The following is a 17,472-nucleotide window of genomic DNA, read 5'->3' on the forward strand; positions in this document are numbered from 1 at the left end:
TCAGGCGGGGGACTGGTCGCGGTCGTCGACGTAGAGCGCGTCCACGTCGTCGGAGAAGTCGGCCAGGACGACCGAGCGCTTCACCTTCAGCGACGGGGTGAGGTAGGTGTTCTCGACCGTGAGGTCCTCCGCGAGGATGGCGAACTTGCGGATCGACTCCGCCCGCGAGACTGCCTGGTTGGCCCGGGCGACGGCGGCGTCGAGCGCGGCGAGGACGTCGGGGTCGGTCCGGGCCTCCTCGACGCTGAGGGCGGGCTTGTCGTGCATCTTGAGCCAGCCCGGCAGACCCTCGGGGTCGAGGGTGATCAGCGCGCCGATGAAGGGCCGGTTGTCCCCGACGACGACGCACTGGCTGACCAGCGCGTGGGCGCGGATCCGGTCCTCGAGCGCGGCCGGCGCGACGTTCTTGCCGCCGGCAGTCACGATGATCTCCTTCTTGCGACCCGTGATCGACAGGAACCCGTCGTCGTCGAGCGTGCCGAGGTCGCCGGTGCGGAACCAGTCGCCGTCGAACGCCTCGGCGGTCGCCTCGGCGTTGCCGCGGTAGCCGCGGAAGACGTGCACGCCCTTGAGGAGGATCTCGCCATCCTCGGCGATGCGCACACCGCAGCCGGGCAGCTGGGTGCCGACGGACCCGATCCGGTTCGCCGCGGGCCGGTTGACGCTCGTCGGCGCGGTGGTCTCCGTCAGCCCGTAGCCCTCGAGGATGGTCAGACCGATGCCCCGGAAGAAGTGTCCGAGACGCTCTCCGAGCGGCCCGCCGCCGGAGACCGCGTAGCGGGCCTGTCCGCCGAGGGCGGCCAGGAGCTTGCCGTAGACCAGCTTGCCGGCGACCTTGTGCTGGACGTTGAGCCACAGCGACGGACCGCCGGTGTCCTGCGCGCGGGACCACTCGATCGCGGTGGCGGTGGCCCACTGGAAGATCTTCAGCTTGCCGCCCGCCGCGGCTTTCTGCTCCGCCGAGTTGTAGACCTTCTCGAACACGCGCGGCACGGCGAGCACGAACGTCGGCTTGAACGTCCCGAGGCCCTCCGTGACCGTCTTGACGTCCGCCCAGTGGCCCAGCACGCTGCCGCCGGCGATCGCGAGCACCTCGATGAACCGGGCGAAGACGTGCGCCAGGGGCAGGAAGAGCAGGGTGCGGCCACCGGCGGCGAAGACCTCCGGCACGGCGGCGACGGCGTTGGTGGCGAGCGAGGCGAAGTTGCCGTGGGTGAGCTCGGCGCCCTTCGGGCGGCCCGTCGTGCCCGAGGTGTAGATGATGGTGGCCACGTCGTTGAGCCCGGCGAGCCCCCGGCGGCGGGTGATCTCGGCGTCGTCGACGTCGGCACCGGCCGCGACCAGGTCCGCGATCGCCCCGTCCTCGATCGAGAGCACCTCGCGCAGCGTGGGCGCGGAGCCGGAGACCTGGTCGACGACGGCCGCGAGCGTCGCGTCCTCGACGACCAGGACCGTGACGCCGGCGTCGGTGACGATCCACTCGACCTGCTCGGGCGCGGAGGTCTCGTAGACCGGGACGGGCACCGCCCCGGCCGCCCACGCGGCGAAGTCCAGCAGGGTCCACTCGTAGCGCGTGTGGGACATGATGCCGACCGGGTCGCCCGGCTGGACGCCCTTGGCGACGAGTCCCTTGGCCACGGCCACGACCTCGGCGTCGAAGGCGGCGTTGCTCAGGCTCTCCCAGCCGTCGCCGGCGGGGCGCTCGATGATCGGGGCGTCCGGGTCCTTCGCGACCCTGTCGGTGATCAGGTCGTTGAGGTTCGACGTCGGGGGCAGCTCTACGAGCTGCGGGGTGGTGATCTCGTCCATGCTGACTCCAGTGGCAGGGCTCGTCCGTGGCGGTCACGATACCGGGTCGCACAGGTGCCGCGGTCACGCCTCGCACCACCTGGTGGACGGTGCGTGCGGTGCGGTCCCGGGTCGGTAGTGTTGTCCCCGGCGCGCGCGGGCGTGCCGACCGTGCCGGTGCGACGGACTCCGTCGGCCCGGCGTCCCCGAGATCGAACGTGAGGACTTGACGCATGCACGCCATCGGAGTCGACATCGGCGGAACGAAGATCGCCGTCGGGGTCGTGGACGAGGCCGGTCGCATCCTGGCCAAGGTCCGGCGGGACACCGCCGCCGATGACGTCGCGAGCATCGACCGGGCGATCGCCGACGCGTGCACCGAGCTCGCCGCGGAGCACGAGATCGGCGCGATCGGTCTCGCCGCCGCGGGGTTCGTGAGCCCGGACCGCAGCTCGGTGCTCTTCGCGCCGAACATCGCCTGGCGCGAGTACCCGCTGGCCCAGCGGGTCAGCGACCTGGTGGACCTCGACGTGCCCGTCGTCGTCGAGAACGACGCCAACGCCGCCGGGTGGGCGGAGTTCCGCTTCGGCGCGGCGCGCTCGGCCACGGACATGCTGCTGCTGACCATCGGCACGGGTCTCGGGGGTGCCGTCGTCGTGGACCGCGAGCTGGTCCGCGGCAAGTGGGGCGTCGCGGCGGAGGTCGGGCACATGCGTGTGGTGCCCGGCGGTCACTACTGCGGGTGCGGGCACGAGGGCTGCTGGGAGCAGTACGCGTCGGGCACGGCGCTCGTGCGCGACGCGCGCCAGGCGGCCACGGCCACGCCGGATCGCGCCGGCCGGCTCGTCGAGCTCGCGGGCGGGGACCCGGCGGACATCACCGGGCCGCAGATCACGGAGGCCGCCCAGGACGGGGACGAGCTGGCGATCGAGCTGCTCGCCACGCTGGGCCGGTGGATCGGTGAGGGCTCGGCGTCGGTCGCGGCGCTGCTCGACCCGGAGCTCATCGTCCTGGGCGGCGGCGTCGGCGCGGCGGGGGACCTGCTGCTCACGCCGGTGCGCAAGGCCTACGAGTCGCAGCTCTCCGCGCTCGGGCACCGGCCGGTCGCGCAGATCGAGCTGGCGCAGCAGGGCAACGAGGCGGGCATCATCGGCGCCGCCGACCTGGCGCGTCGCTGACCGCGCCGGGGCGCCCGGGCCGACGTCGTCCGAGTCTGCGGCTCGGCTGCGGGCGAGTGCCTCGTTCCTCGGCCCGCACCCTCGCCGCGCCTCCGCCTCAGACGACGGCGCCGGGACCGTCGTCGTCCGGGTCGCGCCGGTGCGGCATCCGCCAGACCAGGGCGGCCACCGCGGCGAGGAAGGCCCCGCCGCCGGCCTGCCCGAGCCAGCCCGGGACCCGCAGGTCCGGCAGCATCGCGACCACGACCACGCCCACGACCGTCAGGACGGGCACGGTGACCGCGACCGTCCACGCGAGCGTCAGCAGGGGGTCGCGGTGCGCCACGGGCTCGGGCTCGGGCGGCACGAAGTGGTCGTCGGCCTCCTCGAGCGCCTCGACCTCCGGTGTGGTGGGCCAGTCGCGGGGGCCGCTGGACAGTGACGCCACGGGAGGGTCGGGCGGTGGCGGGGTGTCGTCGTCGGACCGGGCGGGTCGTTCCGCGTCCTCGACGACGAACCCGGACTGCTCCACGTCGCCCAGACGTGCGACGATGTCGGACCAACGGGCGTCGACGTCAGCGTCCGGAAGGTCGTCCGGTTCCGCGTCCCGGTTCGGTGAGGCCATGGGACCACTCTATTGTCGTCGGCGACGCCGCGAGGAGGACCGTTGTTCTACTGGATCATGAAGCACGTGCTGGTCGGGCCGTGGCTGCGCCTGGCGTTCCGCCCGTGGACCCGGGGCGTGGAGCACGTGCCGGACGCCGGCGGTGCGATCCTCGCGAGCAACCACCTGGCCGTCATCGACTCGTTCGTGCTGCCGATCGTGCTGGAACGGCAGGTGAAGTTCCTCGGCAAGTCGGACTACTTCACGGGACGCGGTCTCAAGGGCCGGCTGGTGGCCGGGTTCATGCGTGGCGTCGGCACGATCCCCGTGGACCGCTCCGGCGGCAAGGCGAGCGAGGCCGCGCTGCGCACGGGCCTGCGGGTGCTCGACGAGGGCGACCTGTTCGGCATCTACCCCGAGGGCACGCGCAGCCCCGACGGTCGCCTCTACCGGGGCAAGACGGGTGTCGCCCGGCTCGCGCTGGAGTCGGGCGCCCCGGTGGTCCCGGTCGCGATGGTGGGCACCGACGTCGCCCAGCCCCTGGGGCGGGTGGTGCCCAAGCCGCGGCCGATCGGCGTGGTCTTCGGCGAGCCCTTGGACTTCAGCCGCTACCGCGGGATGGAGTCCGACCGGTTCGTGCTGCGGGCCGTGGCGGACGAGATCATGTACGCGATCCTGCGGCTCAGCGAGCAGGAGTACGTGGACGTCTACGCGGCGACGGCGAAGGTGCGGCTCGCGCAGGGGCTGCCGGTCGACGCCACGCCCGGGACGTCGCGCCCGGCTCGGGCCGAGCCGGAACCGCCCGTGACGCGCGCCGAGCCGGAGCCGCCCACGGCGGGAGCGCAGGACCTCGCGGGCTGAGACGTCGTCACGGCCACGCTCGCGGCCTCATAGGATGGGCAGCGCTGTTCATCCCCCAACGAGAGGTAGCCCCTCATGTCGGTCCGTCGTGTGGCCCTGCTGACCGCCGGTGGTTTCGCCCCCTGCCTGTCCTCCGCCGTCGGAGGCCTCATCGAGCGTTACACCGAGCTCGACCCGTCGATCGAGATCATCGCCTACCAGTACGGCTACCACGGCCTGCTCACCGGGACGAAGATCGAGATCGACGAGGAGGGCCGCCGCCAGGCGGGCGTCCTGCACCGGTTCGGCGGCTCGCCGATCGGCAACTCCCGGGTGAAGCTCACCAACGCCGCCGACTGCGTCAAGCGGGGGCTCGTCCAGGAGGGTCAGGACCCGCTGCACGTGGCGGCCGAGCAGCTCCAGGCGGACGGCGTCGACGTGCTGCACACCATCGGTGGCGACGACACGAACACCACGGCCGCCGACCTCGCGGCCTACCTGGCGGAGAACGACTACGACCTGACCGTCGTGGGGCTGCCGAAGACCATCGACAACGACGTGGTGCCGATCAAGCAGTCGCTCGGGGCGTGGACCGCCGCCGAGGAGGCCGCCGGGTTCGCCGCGAACGTCATCGGTGAGCACCGCTCGGGTCCGCGCATGCTCATCGTGCACGAGGTCATGGGCCGCCACTGCGGGTGGCTGACGGCCGCCGCGGCCGCGGAGTACCGTAAGTGGCTGGACGCGCAGGAGTTCGCTCCGGCCCTGGGCCTGACCCGGGAGCGCTGGGACGTGCACGCCGTGTTCCTGCCCGAGCTGGCGCTCGACATCGACGGTGAGGCCGAGCGCCTCAAGGCGATCATGGACCGCGAGGGCAACGTCAACATCTTCCTGTCCGAGGGTGCGGGCATGCATGAGATCGTCGCGCAGCTCGAGGCCGCGGGCGAGGAGGTCCAGCGCGACCCGTTCGGGCACGTCAAGCTCGACACCATCAACCCGGGTCAGTGGTTCGCGAAGCAGTTCGCCGAGAAGCTGGGCGCCGAGAAGGTCATGGTCCAGAAGTCGGGCTACTACTCCCGCGCCGCGGCCGCGAACGCCGAGGACCTGCGTCTCATCAAGTCGATGACCGACCTGGCGGTCGAGTGCGCGCTGCGCGGCGAGGCCGGCGTCATCGGCCACGACGAGGAGGACGGCGACCGGCTCAAGGCGATCGCGTTCCCGCGCATCGCCGGGGGCAAGGCCTTCGACGTGCACACCGAGTGGTTCGGCGAGCTGCTGGCCGGCATCGGTCAGTCCCTCGTCCCGGCGCAGCCGGCCGAGCACTGAGGCGGTCGGGCACCATGAGCAGCGCCGTCGACTCCGTCGCGCCGGGGACCGACCCGGACGGCCTGGACCGGTTCCGCGGCCTCGAGGCGCGGCAGCAGCCGGTCTGGCCCGACACCGCCCGGCTGGCCGCCGTCGCGGACCGGCTGTCGGTCGCGGCGCCGCTCGTGGTGCCCGCCGAGGCGGACACCCTCACCGAACGGCTCGCGGCGGCGGGCCGCGGCGAGGCGTTCCTCCTGCAGGGCGGTGACTGCGCGGAGACCTTCGCCGACGCGAACGCCACGCGCATCCGCAACAAGGTCCGCACGATCCTGCAGATGGCCGTCGTCCTGACGCACGGGGCGAGCACGCCTGTGGTCAAGATGGGCCGGCTCGCCGGTCAGTACGCCAAGCCCCGCTCGTCGGACGAGGAGACGCGCGACGGCGTGACCCTGCCGTGCTACCGGGGCGACATGGTCAACGGCCACGCCTTCACGCCGGAGTCGCGGATCCCGGACCCCGCGCGCCTCGAGCAGGCGTACCGGATCTCGTCGGCGACGGCGAATGTCGTGCGCGCCTTCACCCAGGGCGGCTACGCGGACCTGCGCCGCGTGCACGAGTGGAACCGCGGGTTCATGCAGAACCCCGCCTACGCCCGCTACGAGCGCACGGCGACGGAGATCGACCGCGCGATCCGCTTCATGGACGCCTGCGGTGCCGACTTCGACGCGCTGCGCACGGTCGAGTTCTTCCTCAGCCACGAGGCGCTGATCCTGGACTACGAGCGGGCGCTGACCCGGGTCGACGCCCGGACGGGACGGCCGTACGCCTCGAGCGCGCACTTCCTGTGGATCGGCGAGCGCACCCGTCAGCTCGACGGCGCGCACGTCGAGTTCCTGTCGCACGTGGCCAACCCGATCGGCGTCAAGCTCGGCCCGACGACGAGCCCGCACGACGCGATCGCGCTGGCGCGCCGGCTCAACCCCGAGAACCGCGAGGGGCGCCTGACGTTCGTCGCCCGCATGGGGGCGGGCCGGGTGCGTGAGGTGCTGCCCGACGTCGTGGAGAAGGTCACGGCCGCGGGGGTGGCGGTCACGTGGGTCACCGACCCGATGCACGGCAACACCATCACCTCGGAGTCGGGCTACAAGACGCGGCGGTTCACCGACGTGCTGGACGAGGTCACCGGGTTCTTCGAGGTGCACCGTGCGCTGGGGACGGTGCCGGGCGGGCTGCACATGGAGCTCACCGGCGACGACGTCACGGAGGTGCTGGGCGGCAGCGAGGAGATCTCCGACGCCGGTCTGGCCGAGCGCTACGAGACCCTCGTGGACCCGCGGCTCAACCACCAGCAGTCGCTGGAGACGGCCTTCCAGGTCGCGGAGATGCTCACCAGACGGTGAGCGTGACGGTCGACCCGACCGGCGCCTCGCCGTCGAGGTCCTGGAACCGGACGGTGTCGAGCAGACCGCCGAGGTAGCGGTTCACGTCGACCTCGAACCCGGCGTCCTCCAGCGCGGTGGTCGCCTCCTCGCTCGACAGGCCGACGACGTCGGGCACCTCGGCGTCCGGCGGGCCGGCGGAGACGGTGAGCGTCACGGTGTCGGTACGCCGCGCCGTCGTGCCCTGCTCGGGGTCCTGGCTCAGCACGCGCCCCTCCTCGACGTCCGTGGAGGGCTCGGGGTCGCCGTACGCCACCTCGAGCCCGGCGTCGGCGAGGTCGGACTCGGCCCCGTCCTGGCTGCGGCCCACCACCTGGGGGACACGGACCGGCGCCGGGCCGTCCGAGACGGTCAGGCGGACCACGGTGTCGTGCGGCTGCTGGGAACCCTCGGGGACCGACACGTCGAGGACCTCGTCCTCGGGGACGTCGTCGTCGTGGGCCGTCCGGGCGTCGCCGACGTCGAACCCGGCGGCTTGCAGCGCCGCGGCGGCCTCCTCCTGGGTCGCCCCGACCAGGCCGTCGGGTACCGGCAGCATCAGCACGCCCCGCGAGACGGTCAGCGTGACGCTGCCGTCCTTGCGCACGCGGTCGCCGGGGGCGGGGTCGGTGGCCACGACGTCGCCGGCCGGGACCTCGTCGTCGTGCGCCTCGGTCGTGGACGCCTCGAGGCCCTGCGCGGTCAGCGTCGCGACGGCGTCCTCCTCGGCGGAGCCGACCAGCTCGGCGGGCACGCTGGTCCAGGCTCCCGGGCCGTCGGTGAGCCACCACCACGTGCCGGACGCCCCGCCGCCGAGCACGAGCACGAGCACGACGAGCCAGGTGAGCACGGCCCGACGGCGTCGCGGTCGGGCGGTCCGACCGCCGTCGGCGTCGTGGCGCTCCAGGGTGCTGGTGGGGGAGTCGACCAGGTGCTCGGTGGGGTGGTCGTGCACCGAGACGTCGGCGAAGAACCCCGTGGGGATCTCGTCGACGGCGTCGTCGGCCGCCAGGTCGTCGAGGCCCGTGGGGCCGCTCCCGCCGGGCTCGGAGCCCGCCGGGTCCGCGTCCGGACGCTCGGGCGGGTCGGCGGCACGCTCGAGGACGGCCGGGTCGAGCACGGCGCGCAGCCCGACGACGGCGGCCAGCGCCGCACCGGCGTGCGCCGGACGGCGGTCGGCGTCGCGTGCGGTGAACGCGGCGACGAGCTCGTCGATCTCCGGGGCGAGCCACTCCACCCGCTGCGACGGCGCCGGGAAGTCCTCGTGGACGTGGTGGAACGCCACCTGGATCGGTGGTTCGCCGGGGTAGGGCAGCGTGCCCGTGAGCATCTCGTGCAGCAGCACGCCGACGGCGTAGACGTCGGTGGCGGGACTGCACCCGCCGGAGGTGATGACCTCCGGCGCCAGGTAGGCGACCGTGCCGAGGATCGTCCCGGTGGCCGTCGAGGTGACCTCGGTGACGGCGCGGGCCAGGCCGAAGTCGGCGACCTTCACCCTGCCCTCGTCGTCGACGAGGACGTTCTCGGGCTTGACGTCGCGGTGGACGAGCCCGACGCGATGGGCGGCCGAGAGCGCGGCGAGGACCTGCTCGGCGACGTCCAGCGCCCGGCCGACGGTCAGCGGGCCCTCCTGGAGATCGCCGCGCAGGTTGGTCCCCGCGACGTACTCCATCGTCAGGTAGCTCGTCTGGCCGTCGACGCCCTGGTCGTACACGGCGACGACCCCCGGGTGGGACAGGCGGGCCGAGGCGCGGGCCTCGCGGCGGAACCGCGAGACGAAGCTCGCACCCTCGACGCCCTCGGCGAGGTGGGCGTGCATGACCTTGACCGCCACCTCGCGCCCCAGCCGGCGGTCCTGGGCGCGGTAGACGGTCGCCATCCCGCCGCGGGCCACGCGCGCGACGATCTCGTACCGCCCGTCGACCAGGCGGCCGACGAGGGGATCGGACGTCACCATGGCCACGGCAGCGATTCTAGGAGGGGCGGCCGCGCTCGGCCCGGAGGCGCGGCGGGCTAGGCTGACGCCGTGAGTGACGCACCGCAGGACCTGCCCCTGGACGACCTCGTCGGCGACTGGCTGACGCTTCCCGACCTCGCCGACGCGATCGGTGTGGAGCCGAGCCGGGCCCGCGGCCTCGTCGCCTCCCGGCACGTGATCGGTGTCAAGCGTGGTCAGCGCAAGACATTCCAGGTCCCCGCGGCGTTCGTGGTGACCGGAGAGCACGGCGAGCCGCAGATCCTCGAGACGCTCCGTGGCACGGTGATCCTGCTGTCGGACGTCGGCTTCTCGGACGCCGAGGCGCTGCGCTGGCTGTTCACCCCGGAGGAGTCGCTCGGGACCTCGCCGATCGAGGCGCTGCGCTCGGGCCGGCGTGCTCAGGTCCGCCGGGTCGCCCAGGCCCTGGCCTGACCCGACGGTTCCGCGCGCCGGACCGGTCCGTCACGCAGCCCGGTCGACGGCGGCCCGCGCGAGACCGGTGAGCACCTCGCGGCCCTGCGGGTCGAGGTCGGCGGCGGCCAGCGCCGCGAGCCCCGCCGCGGCCAGCTCGTCGATGAGCCCCTCCACCCCCTGGACCGCACCCGAGGTGGTGATGGCCGCCCGCAGCGCGGCGACGTCCTCGTCGGTCAGCCGCGGGTCGCCGAGGTGCTTCGTCACCAGGCGCCGCGCCTCGTCGTCGCCGTGGGCGAGCGTGCGGGCGACCAGCACGGTGCGCTTGCCCTCGCGGAGGTCGTCGCCCGCGGGCTTGCCCGTCACTGCGGGGTCGCCGAAGACGCCGAGGAGGTCGTCGCGGAGCTGGAAGGCCTCCCCGAGGGGCAGGCCCGCCGCGCTGATGGCCTCCACGCGGTCCGACGACGCGCCGGCCAGCACCGCACCCAGCGCGAGCGGCCGCTCGACGGAGTAGCGGGCGGACTTGGCGCGCAGCACGAGCCGAGCCCGCTCCTCGTCGGCCGCTGGGTCGTCGCCCCACGTCTCGGCCTGCACCAGCACGTCGAGGTACTGGCCGACGACGACCTCGCTCGTCATCGCGTCGAACAGGTCCCGGGCCGCCGTCGCCACGGCGGGGGGAAGCACGTCGAAGGCGGAGCCCGCCTCGCGGTGGCAGGCGACCAGGCACAGGTCGCCCAGCAGGATCGCGGCGGCCGTGCCGAACCGTCCGGCGTCTCCCGTCCAGCGCTGCTCGATGTGCCGCGCCTCGAAGACGCGGTGCGCCGTCGGACGCCCGCGGCGGGTGTCCGAGGCGTCCATGACGTCGTCGTGCAGCAGGGCGGCGGCCTGGAACAGCTCGAGAGCGGCACCCACGCGCACGACGGCGTCGCGGGCCGGGCCGTCGGACGCCCCGCCGTGCGCGCGGAACGACCAGTAGCAGAACGCGGCACGCAGCCGCTTCCCACCCTCCAGGAGGGTCGAGACCTGGTCCGTCAGTGCGGTCGTGCCGGGTCCGACGGCGGAGACCTCGGCGACGAGCCGGGTCAGGTGGCGCTCCAGCGCGACGTCGACGTCACGGCGCAGGTTCTCGATCTCGACCAGGTCGGAGGCGGCAGACATGGTCCACAGCCTAGTGTCGAGACGGACCCGGCCCGCTCCTGATGGGCCCGCTCCTGGCGGGGGCTACCCCTCGTCGCGGTCGTCGACGACGGTGCCGGACAGGGAGACGAGACGGCGCTCGCCGTCGTCGAGCACGCCGAGCAGGACCGTCTCCACGCGGGGCTTCTTCTTGCCCTTGGTGCGCGTGTAGGCCGTCTGGACGGTGAGCGCGGAGACGTCGACCGTCTCGGACTCGTCGAACCCCGCCTCGTCCAGCCGTTCGGCGTACCGGTCGACGACCTCCTGCGTGCTCAGCTGGGTCGACAGGTTCACGGAGACGTCCAGCAGACCGTCGTCGACCGCGACGGCGGAGCTGGCGAGCAGGTCGGCGCCCTCCGGCGCGCCGAGCAGGTCGGTCGGGAAGCCGGGGGCGTAGCCGCCGACCGCCGTCGCCGGGTCGTACGACGGCATCGCGGTGGGCGACGGTCCCTCCTGCTCGACGGCCGCTCCGGGGGACGGGTCGTCGGCGGGGTCCGGGGCGCAGCCGCTCACCGCCACCGCACCGAGCGCGAGGAACAGCGCAGCCCGGTGGGCGCGTCGCTGACGGGTCGTGAGCACGGCTTCACGGTAGTGGGTGCCCACCCCCAGTCCGCACGGTCCCCAACACGGCCCGGCCCGACGGCGGTGCGCGAGCGTCCTGCGCTCTCCTCGAAGGCATGACGACGAGCCTGGAGCTGCCCGACCCCTCGACCATCCCGCTGCGGTCACCGCACGACGTGCTCGCAGCCGTCCCGTACCGGCTCGGCTTCCGGCCGACCGAGAGCGTCGTGCTCGCCTGCACCACCGCGCACGGCCTCCTGGGGCTCGTCGCCCGCACCGGGCTCGACGACCTGCGCGGACCCGGCGCGGCCACGGGGGCGCGGACGCTGGCGCGCGCCGTCGCCCAGTCCCGCCCCGCGCGCTGCGTGCTCGCGCTCTACACGGCCGACGACGTCGGTGCCGCCGCCGACGTGCTCGACGTCGTGCTCGGCGCCGTCGAGCCGCTCGTCGACGTCGACGCCTGGCTCGTGACGCCGCAGGGCTACCGCGGGCTCGGCTGCGAGGACCCCACCTGCTGCCCCGACCCCGGCCACCCGCTCACAGCGCTCGACAGCAGCGAGGTGGGCACGGCTCACGTCCTGGCCGGCCACGTGGTCGCGTCCTCGGCCCGCGAGGCCTACGGGACGCCGCGTGCGGCCGACGAGCCCCGCAACCTCGCAGGACGCGCCGCGCGACGCAGCGAGGCCGCCTACGCACGCGCCGCGGACGACACCGACCGGGGGCGGTGGCGCGACGACGCGGTGGCGACCTGGCGTCGCGCGCTACGCTGCGTGGACCTCGACGGTGGTCCGGACACCGGCGCCGCGGCGCTGGGTCCCGCCCTGCTCGGCAAGGTCGGTGCGGCGCTCGCGGACCGGGCCGTCCGGGACGTCGCCCTGCTCACGCTGCTCCCCGGCGGCGAGGAGGCCGCCCGTGCCACCACCTGGGCCGACGGCCACGACCAGGCCGAGGACGCGACCGCCCGGGCGATGGGCCGGGTGATCGACCCAGCGGTGGCCGTCGCGCCCGACCCGGAGGCGCTGGCCCGGGCCCGCGCCGTCCTCGAGCAGGTCGACGCCCACGTCCCGCAGCGGCTGCGGGCGCCGGGCCTGACGCTGCTGGCCTTCCTCGCCTGGTGGGCCGGCGACGGACCACGGGCCTCCTACCGCGTCACCGAGGCGCTGGAGGTCGACGAGAGCTACCGCCTCGCCCGGCTCGTCCACTGCGTGGTGTCCTCGGCGCTGCCGCCCGGATGGATCCGGTCGGGCGCCGGACGCGCGCACTGAGCACCGCGACCGACCGCAGACCGCACGGGCGGTGGGCGCCGTCCGGTAGCGTGCCACCATGGCGATCGTCGTGGGACACCTGGGAACTCCCGAGGGCAGGGAAGCGCTCGTCGCCGCGGTCTCGGAGGCGCGGCAACGTGAGAAGCCTCTCCTCGTCGTGAGCGCCGGCTCGGCGCCGGCCTCCGAGGAGCTGGACGCCCTCGTCGCCCGGTTGGACGACGCCGGGGTGGAGCACCGGGTCGTGCCGGGCACGGGCGACCTCGCCGAGGACCTGGTCCGCACCGCCGCCGAGCAGGACGGCGAGCTCATCGTGATCGGCCTGCGACGGCGCAGCCCGGTCGGCAAGCTCATCCTCGGGTCCGGCGCTCAGCGCATCCTGCTCGAGTCGCCCTGCCCGGTGCTGGCGGTCAAGCCCTGAGACGTTCCGACGGCGGCCGCGTGGCGCCGTCGTGCCCGGGAATAGGCGCCTGGCAACCTGGCGTTCACCCTGACATCACCCCGTCCCTGCCCCGGGATCGTGGCTCAGGACACGCTACCGAAGTCGTGTTCTCCACCGGCTCCCAGTTCGCGCCGGTACAATATAGGTATCCGCTCGAGCCGAGAGGCCATCGTCCCCGGCTGACACGGGCGGTTCACCGCCCCCTCGAATGCCGAAAGGTCGGTTTGTGGCGTCCACTGCGCAGAACCCCCCGCTGCCCCGAGAGTTCGACAACTCTGCCCTCTCCGAGCTGCTCGCTCACGGGACCGCGAACGGTCGCGTCGATGCGGAGAGCTTCCGCACCGCGTGCGAGACCGCCGCGGTGGGTGACCCCAAGCGCCTGAAGGCCGTGCTGCGCGCGTTCGCCACGGCAGGCGTGGAGATCGGTGTGCCCGTCGCCACCAAGGTGGCCGCGGCGTCGACCAGCAGCGGCGCGACCAAGACCGAGGCCCGCGCCAAGGCACCGGCCGCGAAGAAGGCTTCGGCGGCGAGCAAGCCGACGACGACCACGCGGTCGGCGTCGGAGGCGTCCGCGGACGAGGCGCCGGAGGAGTCCGCCACGGCGAAGACCGCTGCCAAGAAGGCGCCCGCGAAGACCGCCGCCAAGAAGGCCCCGGCGGCGAAGACGACGCGCAAGGCCGCGGCGAAGGCGCACAAGCCGGCGCCCGAGCCCGACGGCGTGCCCGTCGAGGACGACGACGAGCCGGAGCAGGTGCCGGAGCGGATCACCGCCCTGCCGCGCAACGGCCGCAAGAAGGAGGACGAGCGCGGCGGCTTCGTCGTCTCGGACACCGACGACGACGACCAGCCGGCCCAGCAGGTCGTCACCGCGGGCGCCACGGCGGACCCGGTCAAGGACTACCTCAAGCAGATCGGCAAGGTCGCGCTCCTCAACGCCGAGCAGGAGGTCGATCTCGCCAAGCGGATCGAGGCCGGCCTGTTCGCCGAGGAGCGCCTGAGCAACGACTACGCCGACTTCGACCGGTCGAAGGCCAGCGCCGACGAGCGGCGCATGTGGCGCGACCTCAAGTGGATCGCGCACGACGGCCGCCGTGCCAAGAACCACCTGCTCGAGGCCAACCTGCGCCTCGTCGTCTCCCTCGCCAAGCGCTACACGGGCCGCGGCATGCTGTTCCTGGACCTCATCCAGGAGGGCAACCTCGGTCTGATCCGCGCGGTCGAGAAGTTCGACTACACCAAGGGCTACAAGTTCTCGACGTACGCCACGTGGTGGATCCGCCAGGCGATCACCCGCGCGATGGCCGACCAGGCCCGCACCATCCGTATCCCGGTGCACATGGTCGAGGTCATCAACAAGCTCGCCCGTGTGCAGCGCCAGATGCTCCAGGACCTGGGCCGTGAGCCCCTCCCGGAGGAGCTGGCCAAGGAGCTCGACATGACCCCCGAGAAGGTCGTCGAGGTGCAGAAGTACGGCCGCGAGCCCATCTCGCTGCACACCCCGCTCGGCGAGGACGGCGACAGCGAGTTCGGTGACCTCATCGAGGACTCCGAGGCCGTGGTGCCGTCCGACGCGGTGTCGTTCACGCTGCTCCAGGAGCAGCTGCACCAGGTGCTGGACACCCTGTCCGAGCGGGAGGCCGGCGTGGTCTCGATGCGCTTCGGCCTGCAGGACGGTCAGCCCAAGACGCTCGACGAGATCGGCAAGGTCTACGGCGTGACGCGCGAGCGCATCCGTCAGATCGAGTCCAAGACGATGTCGAAGCTGCGGCACCCGTCGCGCTCGCAGGTCCTGCGCGACTACCTCGACTGACCCCCACCCCCCGGTTGTGGGTATGAAGAATGCAGGCTTCCCGACGGAAGACCTGCATTCTTCATACCCACAACGAGGCGCGGCATGACGCGGCGCGGGCGTGCGGTCGGGGACGACGAAGGCTCCGCACCGATCCGGTGCGGAGCCTTCGCGCTGTTCTCGGGGCGCCCGACGCCGGTCGGCGCGGGAACGCGGTAGGTCAGCCTGCGCCGTGCTCGGCGTGCAGGCGGTCGGTCTCGTCCTGGACGTGCTCGGCGACGGACTGGTAGGCGTCGGCGTGTGCACGGGCGTGGTGTCCGCAGAAGAGGAGCTCTCCGACGGGCAGCACGACTCGCACGTAGGCCTGGGCCCCGCAGCGGTCGCAGCGGTCGGCAGCGGTCAGCGGCTGGGTCGTCGGTTCGGTCGTTGTGCTCACGACTCCATCAAACCATCTTGGGCGCGGGTTGTTCCCGTGCGGGGGCCTCGGTTCGCTCCCGGCGATCACGGCGTGGGTCACACCGGGGCCCGACGGCGGAGCGCCTGCGCGGGCGTGTCGGCATCCTGGACTACCCTCGTGCGCGTGACAGCCACCTCCGAGTCCGGGTACACCGCACGACACCTCTCCGTCCTCGAGGGCCTCGAGGCGGTCCGCAAGCGACCCGGCATGTACATCGGGTCCACCGACTCCCGCGGCCTGATGCACTGCCTGTGGGAGATCATCGACAACTCCGTGGACGAGGCGCTCGGCGGCCACGCCACGAAGATCCGCATCGTGCTGCACGCCGACACCTCGGTGACGGTCGAGGACGACGGTCGCGGCATCCCGGTGGACCGCGAGAGCAAGACGGGGCTGTCGGGTGTGGAGGTCGTGTTCACCAAGCTGCACGCGGGCGGCAAGTTCGGTGGCGGCTCGTACACGGCGTCCGGCGGTCTGCACGGCGTCGGCGCGTCGGTCGTCAACGCGCTCTCCGCGCGGCTCGACGTCGAGGTGGACCGGTCCGGCAAGACGTACCGGATGACGTTCCACCGCGGCGAGCCTGGACTGTTCGACGACCCGGCGACGGGTCCGACGCCGGACGCTCCCTTCGAGCCGTTCGTCGACCACAGCGAGCTGCCGGTGGTGGGCAAGGCGCCGCGCAAGGCCACCGGCACCCGGGTGCGCTACTGGGCCGACCGGCAGATCTTCCCCAAGTCGGCCGTGTTCGCCTACGACGAGCTGGTCACGCGCGCCCGCCAGACGACGTTCCTCGTGCCCGGCCTGGAGATCCTCGTCCGCGACGAGCGCGGGCTGCCCGGCACGCCCGGGGAGAACGGTCCGCACGAGGAGGTCTTCCAGCACTCCGGCGGTGCCGTGGACTTCGTCGAGTTCCTGGCCCCGGACACCCCGGTCACCTCGACGTGGCAGCTGAAGGGATCGGGGTCGTTCACCGAGACGGTGCCCGTGCTCGACGCGAAGGGGCACATGTCGCCGCAGGAGGTGAAGCGCGACTGCGAGGTCGACATCGCCCTGCGATGGGGGTCCGGGTACGAGACCGAGCTGCGCACCTTCGTCAACATCATCGCCACCCCGAAGGGTGGCTCGCACCGCACCGGGTTCGAGCAGGGGCTGCTCAAGACCGTGCGCAAGCAGGTCGAGGCCAACGCGCGCCGGCTGAAGGTCTCGACACGGGACAGCTCGGAGCGGATCGAGAAGGACGACGTGCTCGCCGGCCTGACGGCCGTGGTGACCGTGCGCCTCGCCGAGCCGCAGTTCGAGGGCCAGACCAAGGAGGTCCTGGGCACCGCGCCGGTGCGTCAGATCGTCTCCCGGGTGGTGGAGAACGAGCTCAAGGCGCTGATGACCTCCACCAAGCGCGACGAGAAGGCGCAGTCGTCGCTGCTCATGGAGAAGGTCGTCGCCGAGATGCGCGCTCGCATCACCGCGCGCAAGCAGAAGGAGATCTCCCGGCGCAAGAATGCCCTGGAGTCCTCCTCGCTGCCGGCCAAGCTGGCCGACTGCCGCAGCGACGACGTCGGACGCTCCGAGCTGTTCATCGTCGAGGGTGACAGCGCGCTCGGGACCGCCAAGCTGGCCCGCTCGAGCGACTTCCAGGCGCTGCTGCCGATCCGCGGCAAGATCCTCAACGTCCAGAAGGCCTCGATCAGCGACATGCTGCGCAACGTCGAGTGCGCGGCGATCATCCAGGTGATCGGGGCGGGCTCGGGGCGGTCCTTCGACCTGGACGCGGCGCGCTACGGCAAGATCGTGCTGATGACGGATGCCGACGTCGACGGCGCGCACATCCGCACGCTGCTGCTGACGCTGTTCTACCGCTACATGCGTCCGCTGCTGGCCGACGGCCGCGTGTTCGCCGCCGTCCCGCCGCTGCACCGGATCGAGGTGCTCGGCGCCGGGCGGCGCAAGGGCGAGTACCTGTACACCTACTCCGAGGCGGAGCTCAACGCCACCCTGCGCAAGCTGGACAAGGCGGGGCGCCGCTACAAGGACGACATCCAGCGGTACAAGGGGCTGGGGGAGATGGACGCCGACCAGCTCGCCGAGACGACCATGGACCCCCGCCACCGCACGCTGCGCCGGGTGACCGTCGAGCATGCCGAGGCGGCCGAGCGCGTCTTCGAGCTCCTGATGGGCTCGGATGTCGCCCCCCGCAAGGAGTTCATCGTGGCCGGGGCGCACGCGCTGGACCGTTCGCAGATCGACGCCTGAGACGCCGGACGCCATCGCTGTCCGGATCCCGGCACGG

15 protein-coding genes are annotated in these 17,472 nt (G+C 73.0%); 9 read left to right on the top strand and 6 right to left on the bottom strand.

Annotated elements, in window-relative coordinates:
- Nucleotides 1-1,809 (bottom strand): AMP-dependent synthetase/ligase, encoded by a 1,809-nt coding sequence (locus AC3RJ8_RS07350; RefSeq protein WP_489715247.1) that lies wholly within the window; start codon nucleotides 1,807-1,809, stop codon nucleotides 1-3.
- Nucleotides 1,810-2,021: 212 nt separating this feature from the next.
- On the opposite strand from AC3RJ8_RS07350, the gene AC3RJ8_RS07355 reads away from it, so the two are divergent.
- Nucleotides 2,022-2,966, top strand: a complete 945-nt coding sequence (locus AC3RJ8_RS07355; RefSeq protein ID WP_489715248.1) for an ROK family glucokinase — start codon at nucleotides 2,022-2,024, stop codon at nucleotides 2,964-2,966.
- Between the two features lie 97 nt (nucleotides 2,967-3,063).
- Here AC3RJ8_RS07355 and AC3RJ8_RS07360 read toward each other — a convergent pair whose 3' ends face one another.
- Nucleotides 3,064-3,570: a hypothetical protein gene (locus tag AC3RJ8_RS07360; RefSeq protein WP_489715249.1), complete on the bottom strand. Its 507-nt coding sequence runs from the start codon at nucleotides 3,568-3,570 to the stop codon at nucleotides 3,064-3,066.
- Between the two features lie 42 nt (nucleotides 3,571-3,612).
- Between AC3RJ8_RS07360 and AC3RJ8_RS07365 the strand changes: the two genes are divergently transcribed.
- The 3 genes from AC3RJ8_RS07365 (at nucleotide 3,613) to AC3RJ8_RS07375 (ending at nucleotide 7,091) form a co-directional block, all read left to right on the top strand.
- The gene (locus AC3RJ8_RS07365) at nucleotides 3,613-4,410 is read left to right on the top strand and encodes a lysophospholipid acyltransferase family protein (RefSeq protein ID WP_489715250.1); all 798 of its coding nucleotides are present in this window, start codon (nucleotides 3,613-3,615) and stop codon (nucleotides 4,408-4,410) included.
- A gap of 75 nt (nucleotides 4,411-4,485) precedes the next feature.
- Nucleotides 4,486-5,712, top strand: a complete 1,227-nt coding sequence (locus tag AC3RJ8_RS07370) for a pyrophosphate--fructose-6-phosphate 1-phosphotransferase (RefSeq protein WP_489715251.1) — start codon at nucleotides 4,486-4,488, stop codon at nucleotides 5,710-5,712.
- A gap of 14 nt (nucleotides 5,713-5,726) precedes the next feature.
- A complete protein-coding gene (locus AC3RJ8_RS07375) occupies nucleotides 5,727-7,091 on the top strand; it encodes a class II 3-deoxy-7-phosphoheptulonate synthase (protein WP_489715252.1) in 1,365 nt (454 codons plus the stop codon).
- Here the strand turns inward: AC3RJ8_RS07375 and pknB are convergent.
- Nucleotides 7,078-9,066 carry a Stk1 family PASTA domain-containing Ser/Thr kinase gene (gene pknB / locus AC3RJ8_RS07380; protein WP_489715598.1) on the bottom strand — a complete coding sequence of 663 codons (1,989 nt, stop codon included), beginning with the start codon at nucleotides 9,064-9,066 and terminating at the stop codon, nucleotides 7,078-7,080. The two genes, AC3RJ8_RS07375 and pknB, sit on opposite strands and share 14 nt — an antisense overlap.
- A 69-nt stretch (nucleotides 9,067-9,135) precedes the next feature.
- Between pknB and AC3RJ8_RS07385 the strand changes: the two genes are divergently transcribed.
- A complete protein-coding gene (locus AC3RJ8_RS07385; protein WP_489715253.1) occupies nucleotides 9,136-9,519 on the top strand; it encodes an Rv2175c family DNA-binding protein in 384 nt (127 codons plus the stop codon).
- A gap of 30 nt (nucleotides 9,520-9,549) precedes the next feature.
- Here AC3RJ8_RS07385 and AC3RJ8_RS07390 read toward each other — a convergent pair whose 3' ends face one another.
- Nucleotides 9,550-10,656: a polyprenyl synthetase family protein gene (locus AC3RJ8_RS07390; protein WP_489715254.1), complete on the bottom strand. Its 1,107-nt coding sequence runs from the start codon at nucleotides 10,654-10,656 to the stop codon at nucleotides 9,550-9,552.
- A gap of 63 nt (nucleotides 10,657-10,719) precedes the next feature.
- The gene (locus tag AC3RJ8_RS07395) at nucleotides 10,720-11,253 is read right to left on the bottom strand and encodes a hypothetical protein (RefSeq protein WP_489715255.1); all 534 of its coding nucleotides are present in this window, start codon (nucleotides 11,251-11,253) and stop codon (nucleotides 10,720-10,722) included.
- A 98-nt stretch (nucleotides 11,254-11,351) separates the two neighbouring features.
- On the opposite strand from AC3RJ8_RS07395, the gene AC3RJ8_RS07400 reads away from it, so the two are divergent.
- The 3 genes from AC3RJ8_RS07400 (at nucleotide 11,352) to AC3RJ8_RS07410 (ending at nucleotide 14,749) form a co-directional block, all read left to right on the top strand.
- Nucleotides 11,352-12,500 carry a DUF4192 domain-containing protein gene (locus AC3RJ8_RS07400; protein WP_489715256.1) on the top strand — a complete coding sequence of 383 codons (1,149 nt, stop codon included), beginning with the start codon at nucleotides 11,352-11,354 and terminating at the stop codon, nucleotides 12,498-12,500.
- A 58-nt stretch (nucleotides 12,501-12,558) separates the two neighbouring features.
- Complete coding sequence (locus AC3RJ8_RS07405) at nucleotides 12,559-12,918, top strand: universal stress protein (protein ID WP_489715257.1); 360 nt, start codon at nucleotides 12,559-12,561, stop codon at nucleotides 12,916-12,918.
- A 247-nt stretch (nucleotides 12,919-13,165) separates the two neighbouring features.
- Entirely contained in the window at nucleotides 13,166-14,749 is a 1,584-nt protein-coding gene (locus tag AC3RJ8_RS07410) for an RNA polymerase sigma factor (protein WP_489715258.1), read from the top strand.
- Between the two features lie 199 nt (nucleotides 14,750-14,948).
- Here the strand turns inward: AC3RJ8_RS07410 and AC3RJ8_RS07415 are convergent, their stop codons facing one another.
- Nucleotides 14,949-15,164 (bottom strand): DUF7455 domain-containing protein, encoded by a 216-nt coding sequence (locus AC3RJ8_RS07415; RefSeq protein WP_489715259.1) that lies wholly within the window; start codon nucleotides 15,162-15,164, stop codon nucleotides 14,949-14,951.
- Between the two features lie 144 nt (nucleotides 15,165-15,308).
- On the opposite strand from AC3RJ8_RS07415, the gene AC3RJ8_RS07420 reads away from it, so the two are divergent.
- Nucleotides 15,309-17,435, top strand: a complete 2,127-nt coding sequence (locus AC3RJ8_RS07420; RefSeq protein WP_489715260.1) for a DNA gyrase/topoisomerase IV subunit B — start codon at nucleotides 15,309-15,311, stop codon at nucleotides 17,433-17,435.
- The last annotated feature ends 37 nt before the right edge of the window (nucleotides 17,436-17,472 follow it).

This window comes from Isoptericola sp. MSGPD8_1_ISO-PGPR-S23-394 (assembly GCF_058072785.1).

What these genes read in the sequence shown, in the direction of transcription:
- AC3RJ8_RS07360 (WP_489715249.1), bottom strand. Translation starts at nt 3,570, where the DNA reads ATGGCCTCACCGAACCGGGACGCGGAACCGGACGACCTTCCGGACGCT.
- AC3RJ8_RS07405 (WP_489715257.1), top strand. Translation starts at nt 12,559, where the DNA reads ATGGCGATCGTCGTGGGACACCTGGGAACTCCCGAGGGCAGGGAAGCG.
- AC3RJ8_RS07400 (WP_489715256.1), top strand. Translation starts at nt 11,352, where the DNA reads ATGACGACGAGCCTGGAGCTGCCCGACCCCTCGACCATCCCGCTGCGG.
- AC3RJ8_RS07375 (WP_489715252.1), top strand. Translation starts at nt 5,727, where the DNA reads ATGAGCAGCGCCGTCGACTCCGTCGCGCCGGGGACCGACCCGGACGGC.
- AC3RJ8_RS07355 (WP_489715248.1), top strand. Translation starts at nt 2,022, where the DNA reads ATGCACGCCATCGGAGTCGACATCGGCGGAACGAAGATCGCCGTCGGG.
- AC3RJ8_RS07350 (WP_489715247.1), bottom strand. Translation starts at nt 1,809, where the DNA reads ATGGACGAGATCACCACCCCGCAGCTCGTAGAGCTGCCCCCGACGTCG.
- AC3RJ8_RS07390 (WP_489715254.1), bottom strand. Translation starts at nt 10,656, where the DNA reads ATGTCTGCCGCCTCCGACCTGGTCGAGATCGAGAACCTGCGCCGTGAC.
- AC3RJ8_RS07370 (WP_489715251.1), top strand. Translation starts at nt 4,486, where the DNA reads ATGTCGGTCCGTCGTGTGGCCCTGCTGACCGCCGGTGGTTTCGCCCCC.
- pknB (WP_489715598.1), bottom strand. Translation starts at nt 9,066, where the DNA reads ATGGTGACGTCCGATCCCCTCGTCGGCCGCCTGGTCGACGGGCGGTAC.